This window comes from Kitasatospora sp. NPDC094019, from assembly GCF_044764505.1.
In the GTDB taxonomy this organism is placed as follows: Bacteria; Actinomycetota; Actinomycetes; order Streptomycetales; family Streptomycetaceae; genus Kitasatospora.
In genome coordinates, this window is sequence record NZ_JBIWIF010000014.1 from 211,239 (window position 1) to 230,625 (window position 19,387).

Genomic DNA, 19,387 nt, shown 5'->3' on the forward strand with positions numbered 1-19,387 from the left:
GCGTGTGCGGCACTGCCCTCGCGGTGCCGCACACGCGGAGGCGGTCGTCGCCCGCCGCCCGCTCAGTGCCCGCCCGGGGCCTGGACGGTGAGGCTGCCGTAGGCCGACAGCGCGCCGGACAGGTCGCCCGGCCGGTCGCGCAGAGCGGCGTCCAGGAAGGCGAGCGTGGCCCCGGCGACGACACGCGGGCTCCGGGTGCGGCCCAGCGAACCGACGATGCTGGGCACCGGCGGCAGGTACAACGGGCCGTCCATGAAGCTGAGATGCGCCGCGCCGGGAACGGTCAGCCGGTAGCCGGTCGCCGTGTTCGCCGCGAGCGCCTCGGTCAGGCGCGGGAGGTAGCGCGCGTCGGTCGCCCCGGTGATGGCCTGGGTCATCGCGAGCACCGGCCGGGCGAGGGCGGGCGAGGCCGGGCCGTGCGGGAAGCCGTCCAGATCGACGACGGCGCGGAACCGGCGGTCCTGCCGGGCGGCCTGGAACGCGGCGGCGCCCCCCATCGAGTGGCCGGTCGCCGCGGCCCGGCCGGTGTCCAGGCGTCCGGTCAGCGGATCCCCGCTCCCGGCCCGGTCCAGACCCTCCAACTGGGTCAGGACGAAGCGGAGATCGTCGGCCCGGACCGCCGTCCAGTCGGCCGCCAGCTTCTCGTCCTGGTCCGCGTCGCCGGAGGAGGAGGTCTTCGTGGTGACCGTGCGGCCGTCGGCGAGGACGACGGCGGCGGAGTCGTACGGGTGATCGAGGGCGGCCACCACGTAGCCGTGGCTGGCGAGTTCCTCCGCCCAGGCGGTGTTCTGGGTCCGCACCCCGCCCGAGCCGGGCGAGAACAGCACCACCGGGAACCGTCCGCCGTCCCCGCTCACCGGGGCGTCGAAGACCGAACGGCTGCGGGCGCGCGGTACACCGTCCATCAGGAAGTCCGGCAGGCCGACCCCGCCGGCGAGGGCCTCGGCGACGGTCCGCGCCTCGGCCTCCGTGCGCCCGAGGTACTGCGCCCGGGGCGTGTCCGCGGGGCTCTTCCGGGCGGGGTACCAGAGCTGGACCACGACGGTGCGCCGGTCGTCCGGATCGGGGGTGAAGGTCTCCGGCCGCTGCGGATCGGTCCACTGCACCACCCGGGTGCCGACCGCGAACTCCCCCGTGGGCTCGGGGAACACGGGGACGGGGAAGGCCCAGGCGGCCACCGGTCCGGTGGCGATCAGACCCGCGCAGGCCAGTGAGCCCGGCAGCGCCAGCCGGCGACGGGCCCGCCACGACGGTCGGCCGGTACGGCGCCGCAGCAGCGGGGCGAGGGCGAACGGCAGCACGAGGGCGCCACCGACGAGCACCGGCAGCAACTGCCAGCGGAGCCCGGTCGCGATCAGCGCGACCACGGACAGGAGGAGTAGCGCCCCCGCCGCGATCGTGGTGCGCGGGCGGGCGGCGGCCGGAAGCCAGCGCACCACCACCAGCGCGAGGGCACTCAGCAGGGCGAGGATTTCCAGGGGGGACACGGACAGTGCCGTGATGATCTCGGTCACTCGGCCATCGTCGGCGCGGGGCCCGCGCCGCCGCATCGCCCCCGGGTCGCCGCCCGCTCCGACCCCGGGTGGGCGCCGTCACCCCTGCCACTGCGACCGGGGTGGCAGTGGGGGAGCCCGGACCGGTGGCCGCGTTGCGACCCGGGGCGGGGTCCGTCCTCCTCCTCCGGTCGTAGACGGCCCGGGTGCCGTCCGACGGTGGGCGCATGTGCGCGGCGGGCCGGTGGCCTACCGTGACAGGGCCGCGGAAACGACCGGACCGACGACAGCGACGACAGCGACCGGAGCAACCACCGCAACAGCCGCAGCAACCACCAGAGCGACCAGAGCGACGAGGACGTGCGATGACCGAGGCGGCCGCGGTACCCGGCAAGGCCCACCGGCCGTGGGCGGGCCGGCTGGAACGGGCGGCCGCCGCCGCCCGCCGGATCCCCCGGCTGCCGCCCCCGGTGTGGGACGCGTTGCTGCCGGCGCTCCTCCTCCTCAACGCCGCGACCGTGGCCGCGCCGCAGGAACCGGCGCCGACCGTGGCCCTCACCGCCGCCCTCGCGCTGCCCCTGCTGTGGCGCCGCCGGGCCCCGCTCGCGGTGTTCGGCGCGGTGGTCGCGGCGGCCACCGCCCAGTGGCTGCTGGACGTCCAACTCCCGGCCGACATCGCCGTCCTGGTGGCCCTCTACACGGTGGCCGCGCGTTCGGACCGGCGGACCGCGCTGGCCGCCGCCGTCCTCGTGGAGGCGGGAGTCCTGCTGGCCTGCCTGCGCTGGGCACCCGACGGCGCGTTCGCCACCCCGTTCGTCGCGGTCACCGCGATGACCGTCGCCGCCGCCGTGCTCGGGACCAACGTGCGCACCACCCGCGCCTACCTCGCCGCCGTGGAGGAACGGGCCGCGCACCGGGAGCGGGAACAGGAACAGCGGGCTCTGCTGGCCGTCGCCGAGGAAAGGGCGCGGATCACCCGGGAGATGCACGACATCGTCACCCACAACCTCTCCGTCATGGTCGCGCTCGCCGACGCCGCCGGCTACGCGCGGCAGCGGTCGCCCGACCGGGCCGCCGCCGCGATGCTCCAGATCTCCGAGACCGGTCGGCAGGCGCTGACCGACATGCGGCGATCGCTGGGCGTCCTGCGGGCCGACGAGCCGGACGCCGAGCGCCACCCGCTGCCCGGCATCGCCCAACTGGACGCCCTCGCCGAGCAGATGTCCGCCGCCGGCCTGCCGACCCGGCTGGAGGTCCGCGGCGGCCACGACCACCTGCCCGCCACCGCGCAACTGACCGTCTACCGCCTGGTACAGGAAGCCTTGACCAACGCTCTCAAACACACCCCGGCCGGTACCGGCGCGACGGTCCGGATCGGCTGCTCGGCCGGCACCGTCACCGTCGACGTCACCGACACCGGCCCTTGCCCGCCACCCTCCGTGGACGCCCCCGCCTCGGCCTCCTCCACACCCTCCGGCCACGGCATCCCCGGCATGCGCGAGCGCTCGGCCGCCTACGGGGGGACGCTGCGCGCCGGACCGCTCCCGGGCGGCGGCTGGGGCGTCCGCACCCGCCTCCTGCTCGACCACGCCGGGGCGGTGTCCGCATGACGATCCGGATCCTGATCGCCGACGACGAAGCGCTGCTCCGGATGGCCTTCGCCACCGTCCTGGACGCCCAGCCCGACATGGCCCCGGTCGGCGAGGCCGCGGACGGGGAGCAGGCCGTCCGCCTCGCCCGGGAGCTGCGCCCCGACGTCGTCCTGATGGACGTCAGGATGCCCGGGACCGACGGGATCGAGGCGACCCGCCAGGTGGTCCGGGTCTCCCCGGGCAGCCGGGTGCTGATCCTCACCACCTTCGACCTGGACGAGTACGCCTTCGCCGGACTCCACGCCGGGGCCTCCGGCTTCCTGCTGAAGAACACCAGGCCGGAGGAACTCCTCACCGCGATCCGGAGCGTGGCCGCGGGCGACGCCGTGGTCTCGCCCCGGATCACCCGGCGCCTGCTGGAGACCTGCCGCCCGCACCTCCCGGACGGCCGCCCCGCCGCGCCGGACGAGCGGCTGGGCCGGCTCAGCGTCCGCGAGCGCGAGGTGCTCGTCGAGGTGGGCCGGGGGCTGTCCAACTCCGAGATCGCGGCCGCCCTGTACCTGGCGGAGGCGACCGTGAAGTCCCATCTGGGGCGGGTCCTGCACAAGCTCGAACTCCGCGACCGGATCCAGGCCGTGGTGTTCGCCCACGAGAACCGCCTGGTCCACCCGGACTGACACCGCCCCGTCCGTCCCTCCCCGATCGTCCGCCCTCCGCCTCCGACCGCCCCCCGTTCGATCGGACACGCCCTAGGGTGATCACCGGCAGGACGGAAGCTCCTGCCGGAGTGAGAACAACGGGGGGTACAGATGAGGCTGCGTCGACGATCCGTCGCGGTCCTGGTCGCGGTGGCGAGCATGCTCGGCGGAGGGAGCGCCGCCGCACCGGCGGCGGTCGCGGCCGACGTCCGACCGGCGGACCCGGGGGCCGGCCCGCAGGCGCGCGCGGTGCTGAACTGGCTCGCGCAGCTGCCCGACCGGGGGCTGCGGAACAGGACGGCCGCCGGCTTCTTCGCCGGGTACAGCGGCAACGCCGAGCCCGGCTCGGGCAAGGACTTCGCCACCCAGTACCGGGACGTCACCGAACTGGCCGACCGGACGGGCCGGTTCCCGGCGGTGCTGGCCTGCGACTACGGGAGCGGCTGGAACGCCGCCGGGGCGCCGACCGTGATCGACTCAGGCTGCGACACCGAGATGATCGACCACGCCGGTCGCGGCGGGCTGGTCTCGGTGAGCGTCCACCTGCCGAACCCGGTGGCCGGGGCCGCCTGGCGGACGCCGCTGCCGCAGGCGGCCTTCCGCCAGCTGTCCGACCCGGCCACCACCGTCGGCCGGGCGTGGCGGGCCCAGCTCGACGACATCGCGACCGGGCTGCGGAGGCTGTCCGACGCCGGGGTGCCGGTGCTGTTCCGTCCGTTCCACGAGATGAACGGCGACTGGTTCTGGTGGGGGCACCAGGACCCGGCCGACTTCGCGGCACTGTGGCGCGGGACCTACGACTACCTCACCACCGCCAAGGGCCTGCACAACCTGCTCTGGACGTACGCGCCGAACTGCGGCTCCGCCGACCCCACCGCCTACTGGGTCGGCCGCGACTACGCCGACGTGGTCGGGCTGGACTGCTACACCGCCGACCCGTCGGCGATCACCGGCTACGAGAAGCTGGTCGAGCTCGGCAAGCCGTTCGCGTTCACCGAGATCGGCCCGGGTTCGGGCGCGGGCGGCACCTTCGACTACGAGCTCTGGGTGAAGGCGCTGCACGAGCGCTTCCCCCGCACCGCCTACTTCCTGGCCTGGAACAACGAGTGGAGTCCGGCCCGGAACGTCAACGGCACCAAGCTGATGAACGACCCGTGGACGGTCGACCGGGCCGGGGTCGACCTCGCCGCCGCACCGGCGGAGGACCCGCCGGTGGTCCACCAGGACTTCGAGAGCGGCACCCAGGGCTGGAGCGGCTGGCGGCTCGCGGCCGGGCCGTGGCAGGTCACCGAGTGGTCCGCCCGCGGCAGCGGCTCGCTCAAGGCCGACGTGGACCTCGCGGCCGGCGCGGCCTACCTCAACAAGGTCGGCCCGCTCGACCTCTCCGGTGACACCGTGCTCAGCGTCGACGCCCGCACCGCGCCCTGGGGCGACCAGGCGGGCGGCGGCCGCGCCAAGCTGTACGTGCGCACCGGCACCGGGGACGCCTCCGGCTGGAGCTGGACCGACTCGGGCGCCGTCACCGTCGACACCAGGTCCACCCGCCTGGTGCTGGACCTGACCAGGGTCCCGGACCGGGCCCACGTGCGCGAGATCGGCGTCGAGTTCGCCCCCGCGGTGGGGGCGAACGGCCGTTCCGCGGTCTACCTCGACGACATGCGGCGCGGCGGTCTGCTGGCCGGCTTCGAGCACGGCACCGAGGGCTGGTCCGGGTCCGGCGCGGCGGCCGGGCCGTGGGCGGTCGCCGACGAGGGGGCGGCCGAGGGCCGCGGCGCGCTCAAGGCCGACGTCGAGCCCGGGCGGGGCACCGTCCAGCTCCGGCGGACGGCCCCCGTCGACCTGACCGGGGCCACCGTGCTCACCGTCGCCGCCGGCACCGCGCCGTGGGGGCGGCAGGCGGGCGGCACCACCGCCAGGCTGTACGTGCGCACCGGTACCGGCGACGCCTACGGCTGGACCAGGACCGAGAGCCCCGCCGTCACCGTCGGCCCGGACGGGCGGACCCTGCGGCTCGACCTGGCCGGGGTGCCCGACCCCGCCCACGTCCGGGAGATCGGCGTCGAGTTCACCCCCGCGCCGGGCGCCACCGGCCGCACCGCCGTCTATCTGGACGCCCTGCGGAGGTGGAGCTGACCCGGACCGTCCGTCCGTGATCGGTACCGGACGCCCCGGCCCCGCCACCGCGCGGGTGCCGGGGCGTCCGGCGTCCGGCCACGCGCCGCCGTCCGGCCCGGTGGCCGGAGGCGCCCCGCGTGTTCTGCCCGCCGTACGGTCCCGGGTGCGGGACCATACGGGCGAAAGGGCAGAAAAACGACTAAGGACGAAGGGGCGGACGTGTCCGGCAGCGAGAGCGAAAACCCAGCAATTCCTTCCCCCACCCCCAAGGCGACCGGGCCCCGGAGCAACCGTGACTGGTGGCCCGAGCAGCTGGACCTCCAGGTCCTGCGCCGGCACTCGCCCCTCTCCGACCCGATGGACGAGGACTTCGACTACGCCGCGGAGTTCGCCACCCTCGACGTCGAGGCGTTGAAGCGGGACGTCATCGCGCTGATGACGGACTCCCAGGACTGGTGGCCCGCCGACTACGGCCACTACGGCCCGCTGTTCATCCGGATGAGCTGGCACGCCGCCGGCACCTACCGGATCGAGGACGGCCGGGGCGGCGGAGGCCGCGGCGCCCAGCGCTTCGCCCCGCTCAACAGCTGGCCGGACAACGCCAGCCTGGACAAGGCCCGGCGCCTGCTCTGGCCGGTCAAGCAGAAGTACGGCCGGAAGATCTCCTGGGCCGACCTGATCGTGTTCACCGGCAACTGCGCCATGGAGTCGATGGGGTTCCGGACCTTCGGCTTCGGCTTCGGCCGTGAGGACATCTGGGAGCCCGAGGAGATCTTCTGGGGCCCGGAGGACACCTGGCTCGGCGACGAGCGCTACAGCGGCGACCGCGACCTCGCCAATCCGCTCGGCGCCGTGCAGATGGGGCTGATCTACGTGAACCCGGAGGGCCCCAACGGCAATCCGGACCCGCGGGCCGCCGCCGTCGACATCCGGGAGACCTTCGCGCGGATGGCGATGAACGACGAGGAGACGGTCGCGCTCATCGTCGGTGGCCACACCTTCGGCAAGTGCCACGGGGCCGTCGACCCCTCCTGCATCGGCCCGGAGCCCGAGGCCGCCCCGCTCGAACAGCAGGGGCTGGGCTGGCGCAGCACCTGCGGCAGCGGCTCCGGTGCCGACGCCCTCACCAGCGGGCTCGAAGGCGCCTGGACCACCGAGCCGACGAAGTGGGACAACGGCTACCTGGACAACCTGTTCCGCTACGACTGGGAGCTCACCACCAGCCCGGCCGGGGCCAAGCAGTGGACGCCCACCGATCCGGCGGCCGCGAGCACCGTGCCCGACGCGCACGACCCCGCGAAGCGGCACGCCCCGATGATGCTGACCACGGACCTCGCGCTGCGCCAGGACCCGGCCTACGAGGCGATCTGCCGGCGCTTCCACGAGCACCCCGAGCAGCTCGCCGCGGCCTTCGCCAAAGCCTGGTACAAGCTGCTGCACCGTGACATGGGCCCGGTCTCCCGCTACCTCGGTCCGTGGGTGCCCGAGGCGCAGTTGTGGCAGGACCCCGTCCCCGTCGCCGACCACGAGCCGGTCACGGACGAGGACGTCGCCGCCCTCAGGAAGCGGATCGACGACTCCGGCCTGGGCGTCGCCCAGCTGGTCACCACCGCGTGGGCGTCGGCGGCCTCCTACCGCGGCACCGACATGCGCGGCGGTGCCAACGGCGCCCGGATCCGGCTCGCGCCGCAGAAGGACTGGGAGGCCAACGACCTCCCCGAGGTGGCCGACACGCTCGGGCGGCTGGAGGAGATCCGGCGCGAGTTCAACGGCGCGCGGACCGACAGCCGGCGGATCTCGCTCGCCGACCTGATCGTCCTGGGCGGCTGCGCCGCGGTCGAGCGGGCCGCGCACGCCGCCGGGCACGCCGTGACGGTCCCGTTCACCCCGGGGCGCACCGACGCCTCGCAGGAACAGACGGACGTGGAGTCCTTCGCCGTGCTCGAACCGAGGGCGGACGGGTTCCGGAACTACCTGCGGGCCGACGAGAAGCTGTCGCCGGAGACCCTGCTGCTCGACCGGGCCGACCTGCTGACGCTGACCGCTCCCGAGATGACGGTCCTGGTCGGCGGGATGCGGGCGTTGAACGCCGGCTTCCGGGGCTCCCCGCACGGCGTCCTCACCCACCGGCCGGAGGCGCTGACCACGGACTTCTTCGTCAATCTGCTCGACATGGGGACGGAGTGGCGGGCCTCGGCGTCGGAGGCGAACGTCTACGAGGGCCGGGACCGGGCGACGGGTGCGGTGAAGTGGACGGCCACCGCCGTCGACCTCGTCCTCGGCTCGCACTCGCAGCTGCGCGCGCTGGCCGAGGTCTACGGGTCCGGGGACGCGGACGAGAAGTTCGTCCGGGACTTCGTGGCGGCCTGGGACAAGGTGATGACCCTGGACCGCTTCGACCTGCGCTGAGCGCCGGTCCGGCCGGGCCGGGCAGCTGTCCGGCCGGGCGCCCGCCCGGCCGGACGGCGGTGCCGAACCGGAGTGCGCGCATTCCCGTTCCGTGACCACCGGAACCGGAGTGCGCGCACGACGTCGCACGGTCACCGGAACCGAATCGCTCCGATTCCGCTCCGGTCCGGGTCCGGTTCCCGTCCGCGGGGCGAGCGGAACCGCGTCCTTTCCCTTCCGCTCCCGCCGTGCGAGTGCGTCCGAAAAACTCGTCCAACTCCTTGAGGAATCGACCTTCGGATGGGGTAGTGTGATCCCGTCGCTGGGGGAGCGAAGGAGTGGAAACACCTCCCCCGCCGGTCATCGCATTTCTGATGAATGGCGCCTTGGTACCAGCACTGCCGTCACTTTCCGTCGCCTTCCGTGTGCTTCGGCATGCCTGGGGAGAGGCGGGCGGGTGGACCTGTCCGACAGCGGTTCGAGAAGCTCTCGCCGTTGAATCCGGGCATTGTGCACAAACGGGGGAAGTGGAAGATCATGGTACTCATTTCTGAACGCGTTCCCACATTGTCGCCGAATTCGGCGGGGCCGTCCGGGTTCGTCCGAAAGGACTGCCCGGGATATTTCGGAGCGCGTCCCGGGTTTTGTCCGGAATTCCGTCCGGACCGACCCGGAATTGACCGGCGACCTGCCGTCGAAGAATTTCCGGCAACGGTTCTGCGATCATTTCCCGGCGCCGGCTGAGCGAGCCCTCCGGGCCCGGCGCCGAGGATTCGGACGTGTCCGCGCGGCCGGGAGCCGTACGTGACGCCCGCGCGCCCGCGGACCGTCGGGAGGACGCCGCTCCGGTCCACGGCCGGTGCGGCCCACCCGGCCCGACCCGTGCCGCGGCTCCGTGCGGTCCGCACGCCGTGCCCGGATCCGGTGTGACCACCTGACCGGTGTTCCCCGCTCCACCATCACCCCTTTCACGCGTGCCCGTGCGGGTGCGTGCTCACGCGGCGCGTCCTCCCGTGGACGCGGCCCGCGCCCGTGCGGTCCCTGCTCCGCGCTGCGCCGTGTCGTGCTGTGTCGTGCCGTGCCGCCGTGACGGTGGTCGCCGCGGTCGGCCCCGCCGCGCCGAGCCATGTCTTCTCCCCGGTCCGGAACCGGGGCCTCTCACGAAGGAAACCTGATGACCGACCTCGTGCTGCCCGCAACCGCCCCGGTGGCTCCCGGCGGGCCGACCCCGCCCGTCGAGGCGTTCCCCGTCCTCGGTGTCGACGCCGTCGAGTTCGCGGTCGGGAACGCCAAGCAGGCCGCGCATTTCTACACCTCCGCGTTCGGCATGCGGCTCGTCGCCTACCGGGGCCCGGAGACCGGGCACCCGGAGACGGCCTCGTACGTCCTGGTCTCCGGCGACATCCGGTTCGTCCTCACCTCGGTGGTCCGCCCGGTCGGCGAGGAGGCCGCGTTCATCGCCGCGCACGTCGCCCGCCACGGCGACGGCGTCCTCGACGTGGCGATCGCCGTCCCGGACGCCCGGCGTGCTTACGATCTCGCGGTGGAACGGGGAGCGACCGGCCTCGCCGCACCCCGGGACACGGCCGACGAACACGGGGCGGTGCGGACCGCCGTGATCGCCACGTACGGCGAGACCCGGCACAGCCTCGTCGAGCGGACCGGCTACGACGGCCCGTACCTGCCCGGCTACACGCACCGCGGGCCGGCGCCGGACGCCGGCGCCCGGCGGCCGCTGCTGACCGGCATCGACCACTGCGTGGGCAACGTCGAACTGGGCCGGATGGACGAGTGGGTGGCCTTCTACCACCGCGTCATGGGCTTCACCAACATGAAGGAGTTCGTCGGTGACGACATCGCCACCGAGTACTCCGCGCTGATGTCCAAGGTCGTCGCGGACACCACCCGCAGCGTCAAGTTCCCGCTCAACGAGCCGGCGGCCGGCCGGAGGAAGTCCCAGATCGACGAGTACCTGGAGTTCTACGGCGGGCCGGGCGTCCAGCACATCGCCCTGGCGACCGACGACATCGTCACGGCCGTCCGCGAACTCCGTTCCAGGGGCGTCGAGTTCCTGGACACCCCGGACAGCTACTACGACGCGGTCGGCGCACGGCTGGACGGGACCGGGGCGGCGGTCGGGGAACTGCGCGAGCTCGGGATCCTCGCCGACCGGGACGAGGACGGCCACCTGCTGCAGATCTTCACCAAGCCGGTACAGGACCGGCCGACCGTGTTCTTCGAACTCATCGAACGCCACGGCTCCCTGGGCTTCGGCAAGGGCAACTTCAAGGCCCTGTTCGAGGCCATCGAGCGTGAACAGGAACGCCGCGGCAACCTCTGAGCGCCGGTCCGGCACGTCAGCACGTCGGCACGTCGGCACATCACTACGCACGACGCACGACGCCGCACGTCACCACATCACGACATCACCATGTCGAAGGGAGAGGGCTCGTGCCCGACGAAGGGCCGGCGCGTCCGGCAGGACAGCAGGTGGAACGGTACCCGTCCCTCACCGGGCTGCGGTTCCTCTGCGCGATGGGGGTGTTCCTCACCCACGCCTGGTACGTCGCCAAGGTGTTCCGGGACGACCGGGCCGAACAGGCCGTCAAGGCCGTGCTCCCGCTGGGCATGGTGGGCGTCTCGGTGTTCTTCGTGCTGAGCGGATTCGTGCTCACCTGGTCCGCCGGTGAGGGCGGCGGCGTCCGCGGGAGCGAGAGCGCCCGTTCGTTCTGGCGGCGCAGGGCCGCCAAGGTCTATCCCAACCACCTGGTGGTGTGGGCGCTGCTCCTGGTGTTCGTCCTCGCGACCGGCTCCGCCGTGACGGGCGGCGCGGGCGGCGGCTTCCCCTGGCTGCCCGCACTGGCCAACCTGCCACTGCTGCACGCGTGGCTGCCCGGCCCCGGCTTCACCGCCGGGCTGAACATCGTCACCTGGTCGCTGGCCGTCGAAGTGTTCTGCTACGCGCTCTTCCCCTTCCTGCTGCCGCGCCTGCGACGGATCCGTCCGGAGCGGCTCTGGGCCGCCGCCGGGTGCGCGGTGCTGGCGGTGTGGCTGGTGGCGGTGATCGCCTCGCAGTTCCACGGCGGTCGCACGGTGCCGGACGTCGAGGTCTCCCAGTGGCAGTTCTGGATCCCCTACTTCTTCCCGCTCGGCCGGCTGCCGGAGTTCGTGCTCGGCATGCTGCTGGCCCGGATCGTCCGGGCGGGCCGGGGTGTCGTGCCCGGCATGGCGGTGTCCGGCCTGGCGCTGGTGCTGGCCCTGGGGACGGCCCTGGCGACCCTGCCGTTCGCCTTCCTGCCCGCCGCCGCGACCGTGGTGCCCGTGAGCGGCTTGATCCTCTCGGCCGCGGCGGCTGACCGCGACGGCCGCCGGTCCTGGCTGCGCCGCCCGGCGCTGGTACGGCTCGGCGAGGCGTCGTTCGCCTTCTACGTGGTGCACTGGCCGGTCGTCATGGTCGCCCACTGGGCCCTCGGCGGCGGCCGCTGGAGCACCCCCGTCGCGCTGGCCGCGACCGCGCTGTTCCTCGCCCTGTCCCTGCTCGCCGCCCGACTGCTCCACCGGTACGTCGAACTGCCCGCGATGCGCCGGTTCGCCCGGCCGCGCCGCGCGGGCACCCCGTCCCCGCCCCCACCCCTCGACCAGGCCCGCCGCCCGGCCGTTCCGGTGCCCGGCAGCACAGGGAGCTGACGCATGAACAGCACAGGATTCGCCGCCCCCGGCCCCGTTCCCGCCCCGGTTCCCGCCGCCGCGCCCGTACTGCCGCGGGCCGAGCGCGTGCGCGCCTTCGTCAGACTGGGCCGGCCCAAGTTCCTGGTCCAGAGCATGATGGTGGTCGGCCTCGGGGTCAGCATGTCGGTGCACGACGGCCACGCCTTCCGGCCCGGCTGGTTCGTCCTCACCCTGGCCTTCGCCTGGTGCACCCACCTGATGACGCACTACTGCAACGAGTACTTCGACCTCGACGCCGACCGGGCCAACGCCGCGCCGACCGGCTGGACGGGCGGCAGCCGGGTGCTGGTGAGCGGCCTGCTGCGCCCGATGGTGAGCCTCTCGGCCGCGTTCGTGCTGCTCTTCGTCTCGCTCGGCCTGATCGCCGTGATGCCGACGACGGGCACCCGGGCCATGGCGGCCGTGATCGCCGCGCTCTCCTGGTTCTACACGGCCCCGCCGCTGCGGCTGAACTACCACGCGCTGGGCGAGGTGGCCTGCGCGCTGGTGCTGTACGGACTGGGGCCGCTGCTCGCCTGCGCCCTGCAGTCAGGTTCGGTGACCGGGGCCGACCTCGTCTACGCCGGTGTGGTCTGCGCCCTGCAGTTCCTCCGGATGTCCGTGATGAACCTCGCCGACATCGAGGGCGACCGGCGGACCGGAAAGCACACCCTCGCGGTCGCCCTCGACGGACCGGGCCTCGTCCGCCTCTACATCGGCGGCCAGTTCGCGGTGGGTACCGGGATGCTGGTGCTGGCCGGGACCGGGGTGGTCCCCGTGGCCGGCGCGGTCGCGGTGCTGGCCACGGCCCCGGTCGCGGCCTGGGTCTCCCGTCGGCTGCTCACCGGGGCCCTGCGCGTGCCGGAGAAGGCGAACGCGGTGACCTTCCTGGCCTCGATGCACATGCCGATCACCGCTTGCGCGATCACGCTCAGCCTGCTCGGCAGCGCGCTGAACAGCGACCGCGGGGTACCCGGCGGCTGGCTGGCCGTCTACGGCGTGACGCTGACGGCGTTCCTGGTGTGGCTGACCGGAGCGGTGCGCGGCAACGTCCTCCGGCGCCCCGCCTGAATCCGTACCGCGCCCGTACGTCCGCCGCGCCCTACGTCCACCGCGCCCGTGTCCGCACCTCCACCGTGTCCGTGTCCGTACCGCGACCACGACCGCGCCCGAAACGCCGCACCGCCGGGGTCGGGCGACCGACCGGCCCCGAGCTTTCCCCGAGCTTTCCCCGAGCCGACCACCGCGACAGGAAGGATCCGCCATGACCACGATCGCGCACGCACTGCCCCCGCACACGCCGTCCCCGCTCTCGTTGGCCGCCGGAACGACACGACGAGCCAGAGAACTCACCGAACCGCTGCTGCGCGAGGCGGTCGCCCTGCTGGAGCCCTGGACCGCCGTGATGAGCGCCTACCACCTCGGCTGGTGCCGCGCCGACGGTTCGCCGGTGGAGCACGACGCCGGAAAGGCGGTCCGCCCGGCCCTGGCGATACTGGCCGCCGAGGCCGTCGGGGCGCCGGCGGAGGCCGCGCTGCCCGGTGCGGCCGCGGCGGAGCTGATCCACAACTTCAGCCTGATCCACGACGACATCATGGACGGCGACGAGGAGCGCCGGCGGCGTCCGACGGTCTGGAAGGAGTTCGGCGTCAGCGGAGCGATCCTGGCCGGGGACGCGCTTCAGGTCCTCGCCTTCGACCTGCTGCTGGCCAAGGGCGGACCGCACGGCCCGGCCGCGGCCGGTCATCTCGCGGTGGCGCTGCGCGAGCTGGTGGAGGGCCAGTCCTGCGACATCCAGTTCAGCGGGCGCCCCTGGTCCGGCCCCGGCACGGTGACCGTGGCCGAGTACCAGGCCATGGCGATGGCGAAGACCGGCGCCCTGCTGGCCGGCGCCAGCGCGATGGGCGCGGTCCTCGGCGGAGCGGACCAGCCGCTGGTCCACGCGCTGGCCGAGGCGGCGGGACAACTGGGCCTGGCGTTCCAGTGCGTCGACGACATCCTCGGGATCTGGGGCGACCCGTCCGTCACCGGGAAGCCCGTGCGCGGAGACCTGCGCGAGCGCAAGAAGAGCCTGCCCGTGGTCGCCGCCTCCGCCGCCTCGGAGAAGGTCGCGCGGCGCCTGGCGGAACTGCTCGCCGACGACCGCTCCCCGGCGGGCGGGGCGGAGGCGGAGGCGGTGCTGCTGGAGGCCGCCGAACTGATCGAGGAGTGCGGGGGCCGGCGGGCCTGCGAACGCGAGGCCGAACAGGCCCTGTCCAGGGCGCGCGCCAGCCTCGACCTGGTGCCGATGCCCGCCGGGGTCCGCGCGCAGTACACCGCCCTCGCCGACTCCTTCGTCGCCCGCGTGATGTGACGTGTCGTCCCGTCACGGTCAGCGTCCGGTCCCATCGTCACCCAGCGGAGCGCCGATGTCCCTCCCACCGAACCAGCACCCGCACGACCGCCCCGGCCCGCACGACAGCTTCCACCGGCCCGACGGCCCCGGCGCGTCCGACGGCCCCGACCCGCACGACCGCCCCGGCCCGCACGACAGCTCCGGCCGCCGGGCCCGGCTCGAAGCCGCCGTGACGGCGAGCACGGGCCTGCTGCTCGCCACCCAGCTGCCCACGGGCGCCTGGACCAATCCCCGTCCCGCCGCGGTCTCCGGCACCGCGGGCGCGGCCCTGGCCCTGCACCTCGCGGGCACGGGGGCCGATCGTGCGCTGGCGGAGCGCGGCTGCGACTGGCTGCTGCGGGTGCGCAACCCCGACGGCGGCTGGGGCACGCTCGAAGGCTTCCCGTCGGACGTCGTGGCCACCTGCATGGCGACGGCCGCCCTGTCGTTGGTGCCCCGGCCGGAGCCCGGCGACGGCGCGGCCCGCGAGGCGGTCGCCGGTGCGCTGGCCTGGCTCGGCGCCGCGGGGGGCGTCGAGGCCGTCGAGGACCGCACGGTCCGGCAGCTGTGCTCGCTGGTACTGGCACTTGCGGGCCTCGGCGAGGCCCGAGGGGTGTCCCGTGTTCCGGTCGAGCTGGTGCTGCTGCCGGCCGCGCTGCGCCGCAAGGTGCTGTCCTACCTGTCGCCGCCGTTCGTCGCGCTGGCCCTGTTGCAGTCCCGCTTCGGGGCCCCGGGCCCGCTCGCCCGCGGCGCGCTCGCGGCCGCGCGACCGGCGGCCGTCCGGCTGCTGGGCGCGGTGCAGTACCAGGAGGGCAACGTCGGCTCGTACGGCGGCGATCCCTGGCTGACCGGACTGGTCGTCACGGGGCTGGCGAGCGGCGGCGCCGTCGCGTCGTCGGGCGCCGTTGCGTCGTCGGGCGCCGTCGCGCCGTCGGACGGCGCGCGTCTGGTCGCGGCGGGGCTCGACTACCTGCGGGCGACCGTCCAGCCGGACGGCTCCTGGTGCATGATCCACGGGATGGAGACCGCCCGGGTCGAGGTCACCGGCCCGGCCTTCGCGGCCGCCGCCCTGGGCGCGGCCGGTCTCGCGGACGACTTCCGGCTGGTCCGCACCAGGACCTGGCTGGCCGACTGCCAGCAGACCGCGCCGTTCCCGCTCTACGACTGCCCGCCCGGCGGCTGGACCTGGTCCGGACCCAAGGGCTGGCCGAACGTCCTCGACTCCCTCGCCGTGCTGGAGGTACTGCTGCAGGGCGACCGCGACGCCCCCGCCCTGCGCCGCGGCCTCGACTGGCTGCTCGCCCGGCAGGACCGGCGCGGCTCGTGGAGCACCTTCGTCCGGAACACCCTCGTCCCGCTGGACGGCCCCTGCCCGTACATCACCGCGAAGGCGCTGCTCGTCCTGCACGAGGCGGGCGTGCCCGCGAGCGATCCCCGGACGGCGCGCGGCCTGCGGTGGCTGCTGCGCCGACAGGACCGGGACGGCGGCTTCCGGGCACTGTGGCACCGGGGCGTCGTCCCGGCCACCGCCGCGGTGCTGCGGCTGCTGGCGGCGCTCGGCCGCTCCCGGAGCCCGGTCGCGCGGCGTGCCCTCGACCGACTGCGGGCCGCGCAGCTCCCGGACGGTTCCTGGTCCACCGGCGCGCGGGGCGAACCCGGCACGGTGGACGAGACCGCCCGCGCCGTCCTGGCCCTCGCGGCCTGCGGGGACGGTGCGCGGGCGGTGCGCGGCGCCGACTGGCTGCTGGAGCGGCAGCGGCCGGACGGGAGCTGGGAGCCCGGCCGGACGTGCGTGTACATCCGCGACCACGTGCACTACAGCGATTACCTGATGGCCCAGGGCCTGGCGCTGTCGGCGGTCTCGGCGGTCTCGGCACTGGCGGACCGGTCCGGTCCTCCCGACCCGCCGAACCTTGCGGACCCGGTCGGGGCAGCCGAGGCACCGGCGCGGCCGGCCGCTGCCGGAACGGGGGACGCCCGATGAGCGGGGCGGTGGGCGACGGTCCCTGGGACGCGATCGTCTGCGGCGCCGGGGTGGCCGGGCTGGCCACCGCCCGCGCCCTGGAGCTCGCCGGGCTGCGGGTGCTGCTGCTGGAGAAGCAGCGAGTGCCCGTGCCGATCGCCAAGGGCGAGGTGCTGCAGCCCAGTTCGGTCCGGATCCTGCGCGAGTGGGGCGTCCTGCCGCTGCTGCTGCGGCGCGGCGCCGTACCGCTCGGGCAGCTGATGATCCGCGACGCGGACGGCCGGCGGCTGATGCTCTTCGACTACCGGACGATGCCCGGCGAGGACCGCCAGCTGTTCTCCCTCGACTACCCGGAGATCCTGGCGGCCCTGCGCGAGTCCCTGGGCGAACGGGTGGAGTCCTGGCCGGGCGCCCGGGTCGAGGGGCTGGTCCGGGACGGCGGACGGGTGTCGGGGGTGCGGGTCGTCCGGCAGGGCCGCCAGCGGGAGCTGACCGCACCGCTGGTCGTCGCGGCCGACGGACGCTCGTCGAAACTGCGGCGCGAGGCGGGCATCGGCACGACCTCCGCCGAGTACGGGCACCGGCTGCTGTCCTTCGACATCGACGGCGTCCCGGCGGCGGCACCCGAGGTGACGACCTATCTCACCGGCGACGGGCTACGGCTCGCCTACCCGCTGCCCGGCGCCCGGATGCGGCTCTACGCCCAGGTGCGCCCCGACGCGCTGCGCGGCGCCGGCCCGGAACGGCGGGCTCGCCTGGAAGGCTGGTGCCGCGAACTGCTGGCGGGCACGCCCGCGCTGCGGCCGCTGGAGGAGCGGCTGCGCGCCAGCCTCGGCAGCCGGCAACTGCTCGACCTGTGGCGGTTCACCGCCGAGGTGCTGGCCGTCCCCGGGCTCGCCCTGGTCGGCGAGGCGGCGCACTGCGTGCACCCGATGGCGGCCCAGGGCATGAACACCGCCATCGCCGACGCCGAGGCCCTGGCGGCGTGCCTGACCGGCCGGGGTCCCACCGCCGGTGCGGCCACGGCCGCGGCCACCGTCGACGGTGCGCTGCGGGCGTACGCGGCGCAGCGCGTGGGCTGGGTGCGGCACATGGACCGGATGAGCCACGACGCGACCCGGATGATCACTCAGCTCTCCAGGCCCGGACAGGCGCTCGGGCGCCGGGTGCTGCGCCGGATGGACGGCAATCCGCGGCTGAGGTACCAGGCCACCTACAACATGGCGGGGCTCGGAATCCGCCCGTTCACCGCGCTGGACCGGCTGCACCAGTTGGGACTGCCGGACCCGCGCGCCCGGCGCGTGCCGGACTGGGCGTGACGGGGCGGGCCGGAGCGGGCGTGAGCGCGGCGAGGACCGACGAGGAAGGACGGGACAAGGGGATGGACCGATCACGCGGGGCCGACGGGGCGGCGGACGACGGGTTGGCGGACGACGGGGTCGTCGGCGGTGCGGTGGACAGCGCGACGGCGGGACGGCCGGACCGGGGCACGGACCGGTCGCGCCGCCCCGCGGTGCGCCGAGCGGTCGTCCTGGGCGGCGGCTTCGCGGGCATGCTCACCGCTTCGGTGCTCGCCCGTCACGCGGAGCGGGTCCTCGTGGTCGATCGGGACCGGCTGCCCGCCGGCCCGCTCGCGCGGGCCGGCCTGCCACAGGCCCGGCACGGACACCTGCTGATGGCCTCGGGGGCGGCGAGCCTGGAGGCGCTGCTGCCCGGGCTCACCGGCTCCCTCGCCGCCGCCGGGGCCCGCCGCCTCTCCCTGCCCGGTGACCTGGTGACGCTCACCCCGCACGGGTGGCTGCCCCGGATCGGCGAGGCGTCCCACGGGTGGTGCCTCGGCCGGGACCTCCTGGACTGGATCGTCCGTGCCCGGGTGCTCGCCGATCCCGCGATCGAGCTCGTCCAGGGTGTTCACGCCGAGGGGCTGGCCGGGGACTCCCGCCGGGTGACCGGCGTGCGGGTACGGGGCGGTGCGTGGCCGGACGGCCACGAACTCGCCGCGGACCTGGTGGTGGACGCCACCGGCCGGGGCTCGCGCGCACCCGACTGGCTGGCCGGGCTCGGCCTGCCCGAGGTCGTGCAGGAACGCGTGGACTGCGGGCTCGTCTACGCGACCCTGCTGGTCCGCGCGCCCGACGCCGCGGCCGCGTTCCCCTCGGTCTCGATCCGGTCGGGACCGGAGGCCGGTCCCGGGCGGGCGGGAGTGGTCTTCCCGATCGAGGACGGGCGCTGGCTGGTCACACTCTCCGCCACCCGCGGCGCGGAGGCGCCACGCGACGAAGCGGGGTTCCACGCCTTCGCGCGCGCCCTGCCGCATCCGCTGATCGCGGACCTGCTGCCGCTCTGCGATCCGCTGGACCAGGTGCGCCGCTACGGCAACACCGCCGACCGTCGCCGTCGCTACGACCGGCTCCGGCGGTGGCCGGCGGGCTTCGCGGTGGTGGGGGACGCCGTCGCGCACACCAATCCCGCGTACGGGCACGGGCTGTCCGTCGCGGCGGCCGGCGTGCTGGCGCTCGCCCGGGCCCTGGAGCGGCACGGCGCGGACGACGGGCGCGTCACCGCGGGCGTCCAGCGGGCCGTGCACCGGACCACGCGGGCCGCGTGGAGCCTGGCCACCGGCCAGGACGTGCTGTACCCCGGGGTGGCCGGAGCCCGGCCGACCCGGGGCGACCGGACGCGGGCCCGGCTGGGCGAGCGGCTCCAGGCCGTGGCGGTGCGCGCGGACGGCACCGGGGGAGACGCCGACGCCGTGCTCCGCGCGCTCGTCCGGCTGGGCACCCTGGCGGGACGGCCCGCGGACCTGGCCCGTCCGGCCGCGGTGCGCGCGCTGCTGCGCGGTCCGGCCCCGGAGGCGCTTCCCGGTCGTGAACCGCCCCTCTCGGAGGACGAGCTGGCCCTGCTGGGTGATTGCGCGCACCGCCGGTACGACCGGGCGCGGGACGGGGTGGTGTGAGCTCCTCCCGGCGTGGTGTGCCGGGTGAACGCACGACGCCGCTGGCACCGGACTGTTCCCCTGGGGTGGGGGTGGTCGGGTGTCAGCGGCGTGTGTCGTG

The 19,387-nt window shown here is 74.9% G+C and carries 12 protein-coding genes; 11 read left to right on the plus strand and 1 reads right to left on the minus strand.

All coding sequences use genetic code 11. From position 1 onward, the window contains the following. Positions 1–62 precede the first annotated feature (62 nt). Entirely contained in the window at positions 63–1,550 is a 1,488-nt protein-coding gene (locus ACIQ9P_RS28370; RefSeq protein WP_402362017.1) for an alpha/beta hydrolase family protein, read from the minus strand. Between the two features lie 308 nt (positions 1,551–1,858). On the opposite strand from ACIQ9P_RS28370, the gene ACIQ9P_RS28375 reads away from it, so the two are divergent. The 11 genes from ACIQ9P_RS28375 to ACIQ9P_RS28425 all read left to right on the plus strand — a co-directional run bounded on the left by ACIQ9P_RS28375 (position 1,859) and on the right by ACIQ9P_RS28425 (position 19,287). Beyond that, entirely contained in the window at positions 1,859–3,103 is a 1,245-nt protein-coding gene (locus ACIQ9P_RS28375; RefSeq protein ID WP_402362020.1) for a sensor histidine kinase, read from the plus strand. After that, a complete protein-coding gene (locus ACIQ9P_RS28380; RefSeq protein ID WP_402362023.1) occupies positions 3,100–3,762 on the plus strand; it encodes a response regulator in 663 nt (220 codons plus the stop codon). The genes ACIQ9P_RS28375 and ACIQ9P_RS28380 overlap by 4 nt, the downstream gene beginning before the upstream one ends. A gap of 132 nt (positions 3,763–3,894) precedes the next feature. Further along, complete coding sequence (locus ACIQ9P_RS28385) at positions 3,895–5,916, plus strand: glycosyl hydrolase (RefSeq protein WP_402362026.1); 2,022 nt, start codon at positions 3,895–3,897, stop codon at positions 5,914–5,916. Positions 5,917–6,117: 201 nt separating this feature from the next. Next, positions 6,118–8,307: a catalase/peroxidase HPI gene (katG, locus tag ACIQ9P_RS28390; protein ID WP_402362029.1), complete on the plus strand. Its 2,190-nt coding sequence runs from the start codon at positions 6,118–6,120 to the stop codon at positions 8,305–8,307. Positions 8,308–9,460: 1,153 nt separating this feature from the next. Continuing rightward, a complete protein-coding gene (gene hppD / locus ACIQ9P_RS28395) occupies positions 9,461–10,627 on the plus strand; it encodes a 4-hydroxyphenylpyruvate dioxygenase (protein WP_402362032.1) in 1,167 nt (388 codons plus the stop codon). 149 nt (positions 10,628–10,776) lie between these two features. After that, positions 10,777–11,973: an acyltransferase family protein gene (locus tag ACIQ9P_RS28400; RefSeq protein WP_402362035.1), complete on the plus strand. Its 1,197-nt coding sequence runs from the start codon at positions 10,777–10,779 to the stop codon at positions 11,971–11,973. A 3-nt stretch (positions 11,974–11,976) separates the two neighbouring features. Continuing rightward, positions 11,977–13,065, plus strand: coding sequence for a prenyltransferase (locus tag ACIQ9P_RS28405; RefSeq protein ID WP_402362038.1), 1,089 nt, complete (start codon positions 11,977–11,979; stop codon positions 13,063–13,065). Between the two features lie 193 nt (positions 13,066–13,258). Further along, entirely contained in the window at positions 13,259–14,347 is a 1,089-nt protein-coding gene (locus ACIQ9P_RS28410; protein ID WP_402362040.1) for a polyprenyl synthetase family protein, read from the plus strand. A 55-nt stretch (positions 14,348–14,402) separates the two neighbouring features. Further along, positions 14,403–16,352: a prenyltransferase/squalene oxidase repeat-containing protein gene (locus tag ACIQ9P_RS28415; RefSeq protein ID WP_402362043.1), complete on the plus strand. Its 1,950-nt coding sequence runs from the start codon at positions 14,403–14,405 to the stop codon at positions 16,350–16,352. Beyond that, on the plus strand, positions 16,349–17,650 hold the full coding sequence (locus ACIQ9P_RS28420) for an FAD-dependent oxidoreductase (protein WP_402362046.1): 1,302 nt from the start codon (positions 16,349–16,351) through the stop codon (positions 17,648–17,650). Before ACIQ9P_RS28415 ends, ACIQ9P_RS28420 begins: the two co-directional genes overlap by 4 nt. A gap of 62 nt (positions 17,651–17,712) precedes the next feature. Beyond that, positions 17,713–19,287 carry an NAD(P)/FAD-dependent oxidoreductase gene (locus tag ACIQ9P_RS28425; RefSeq protein ID WP_402362049.1) on the plus strand — a complete coding sequence of 525 codons (1,575 nt, stop codon included), beginning with the start codon at positions 17,713–17,715 and terminating at the stop codon, positions 19,285–19,287. Positions 19,288–19,387: the final 100 nt, after the last annotated feature.

What these genes read in the sequence shown, in the direction of transcription:
- ACIQ9P_RS28370 (WP_402362017.1), bottom strand. Translation starts at nt 1,550, where the DNA reads ATGCGGCGGCGCGGGCCCCGCGCCGACGATGGCCGAGTGACCGAGATC.
- ACIQ9P_RS28375 (WP_402362020.1), top strand. Translation starts at nt 1,859, where the DNA reads ATGACCGAGGCGGCCGCGGTACCCGGCAAGGCCCACCGGCCGTGGGCG.
- ACIQ9P_RS28380 (WP_402362023.1), top strand. Translation starts at nt 3,100, where the DNA reads ATGACGATCCGGATCCTGATCGCCGACGACGAAGCGCTGCTCCGGATG.
- ACIQ9P_RS28385 (WP_402362026.1), top strand. Translation starts at nt 3,895, where the DNA reads ATGAGGCTGCGTCGACGATCCGTCGCGGTCCTGGTCGCGGTGGCGAGC.
- hppD (WP_402362032.1), top strand. Translation starts at nt 9,461, where the DNA reads ATGACCGACCTCGTGCTGCCCGCAACCGCCCCGGTGGCTCCCGGCGGG.
- ACIQ9P_RS28405 (WP_402362038.1), top strand. Translation starts at nt 11,977, where the DNA reads ATGAACAGCACAGGATTCGCCGCCCCCGGCCCCGTTCCCGCCCCGGTT.
- ACIQ9P_RS28410 (WP_402362040.1), top strand. Translation starts at nt 13,259, where the DNA reads ATGACCACGATCGCGCACGCACTGCCCCCGCACACGCCGTCCCCGCTC.
- ACIQ9P_RS28415 (WP_402362043.1), top strand. Translation starts at nt 14,403, where the DNA reads ATGTCCCTCCCACCGAACCAGCACCCGCACGACCGCCCCGGCCCGCAC.
- ACIQ9P_RS28420 (WP_402362046.1), top strand. Translation starts at nt 16,349, where the DNA reads ATGAGCGGGGCGGTGGGCGACGGTCCCTGGGACGCGATCGTCTGCGGC.
- ACIQ9P_RS28425 (WP_402362049.1), top strand. Translation starts at nt 17,713, where the DNA reads ATGGACCGATCACGCGGGGCCGACGGGGCGGCGGACGACGGGTTGGCG.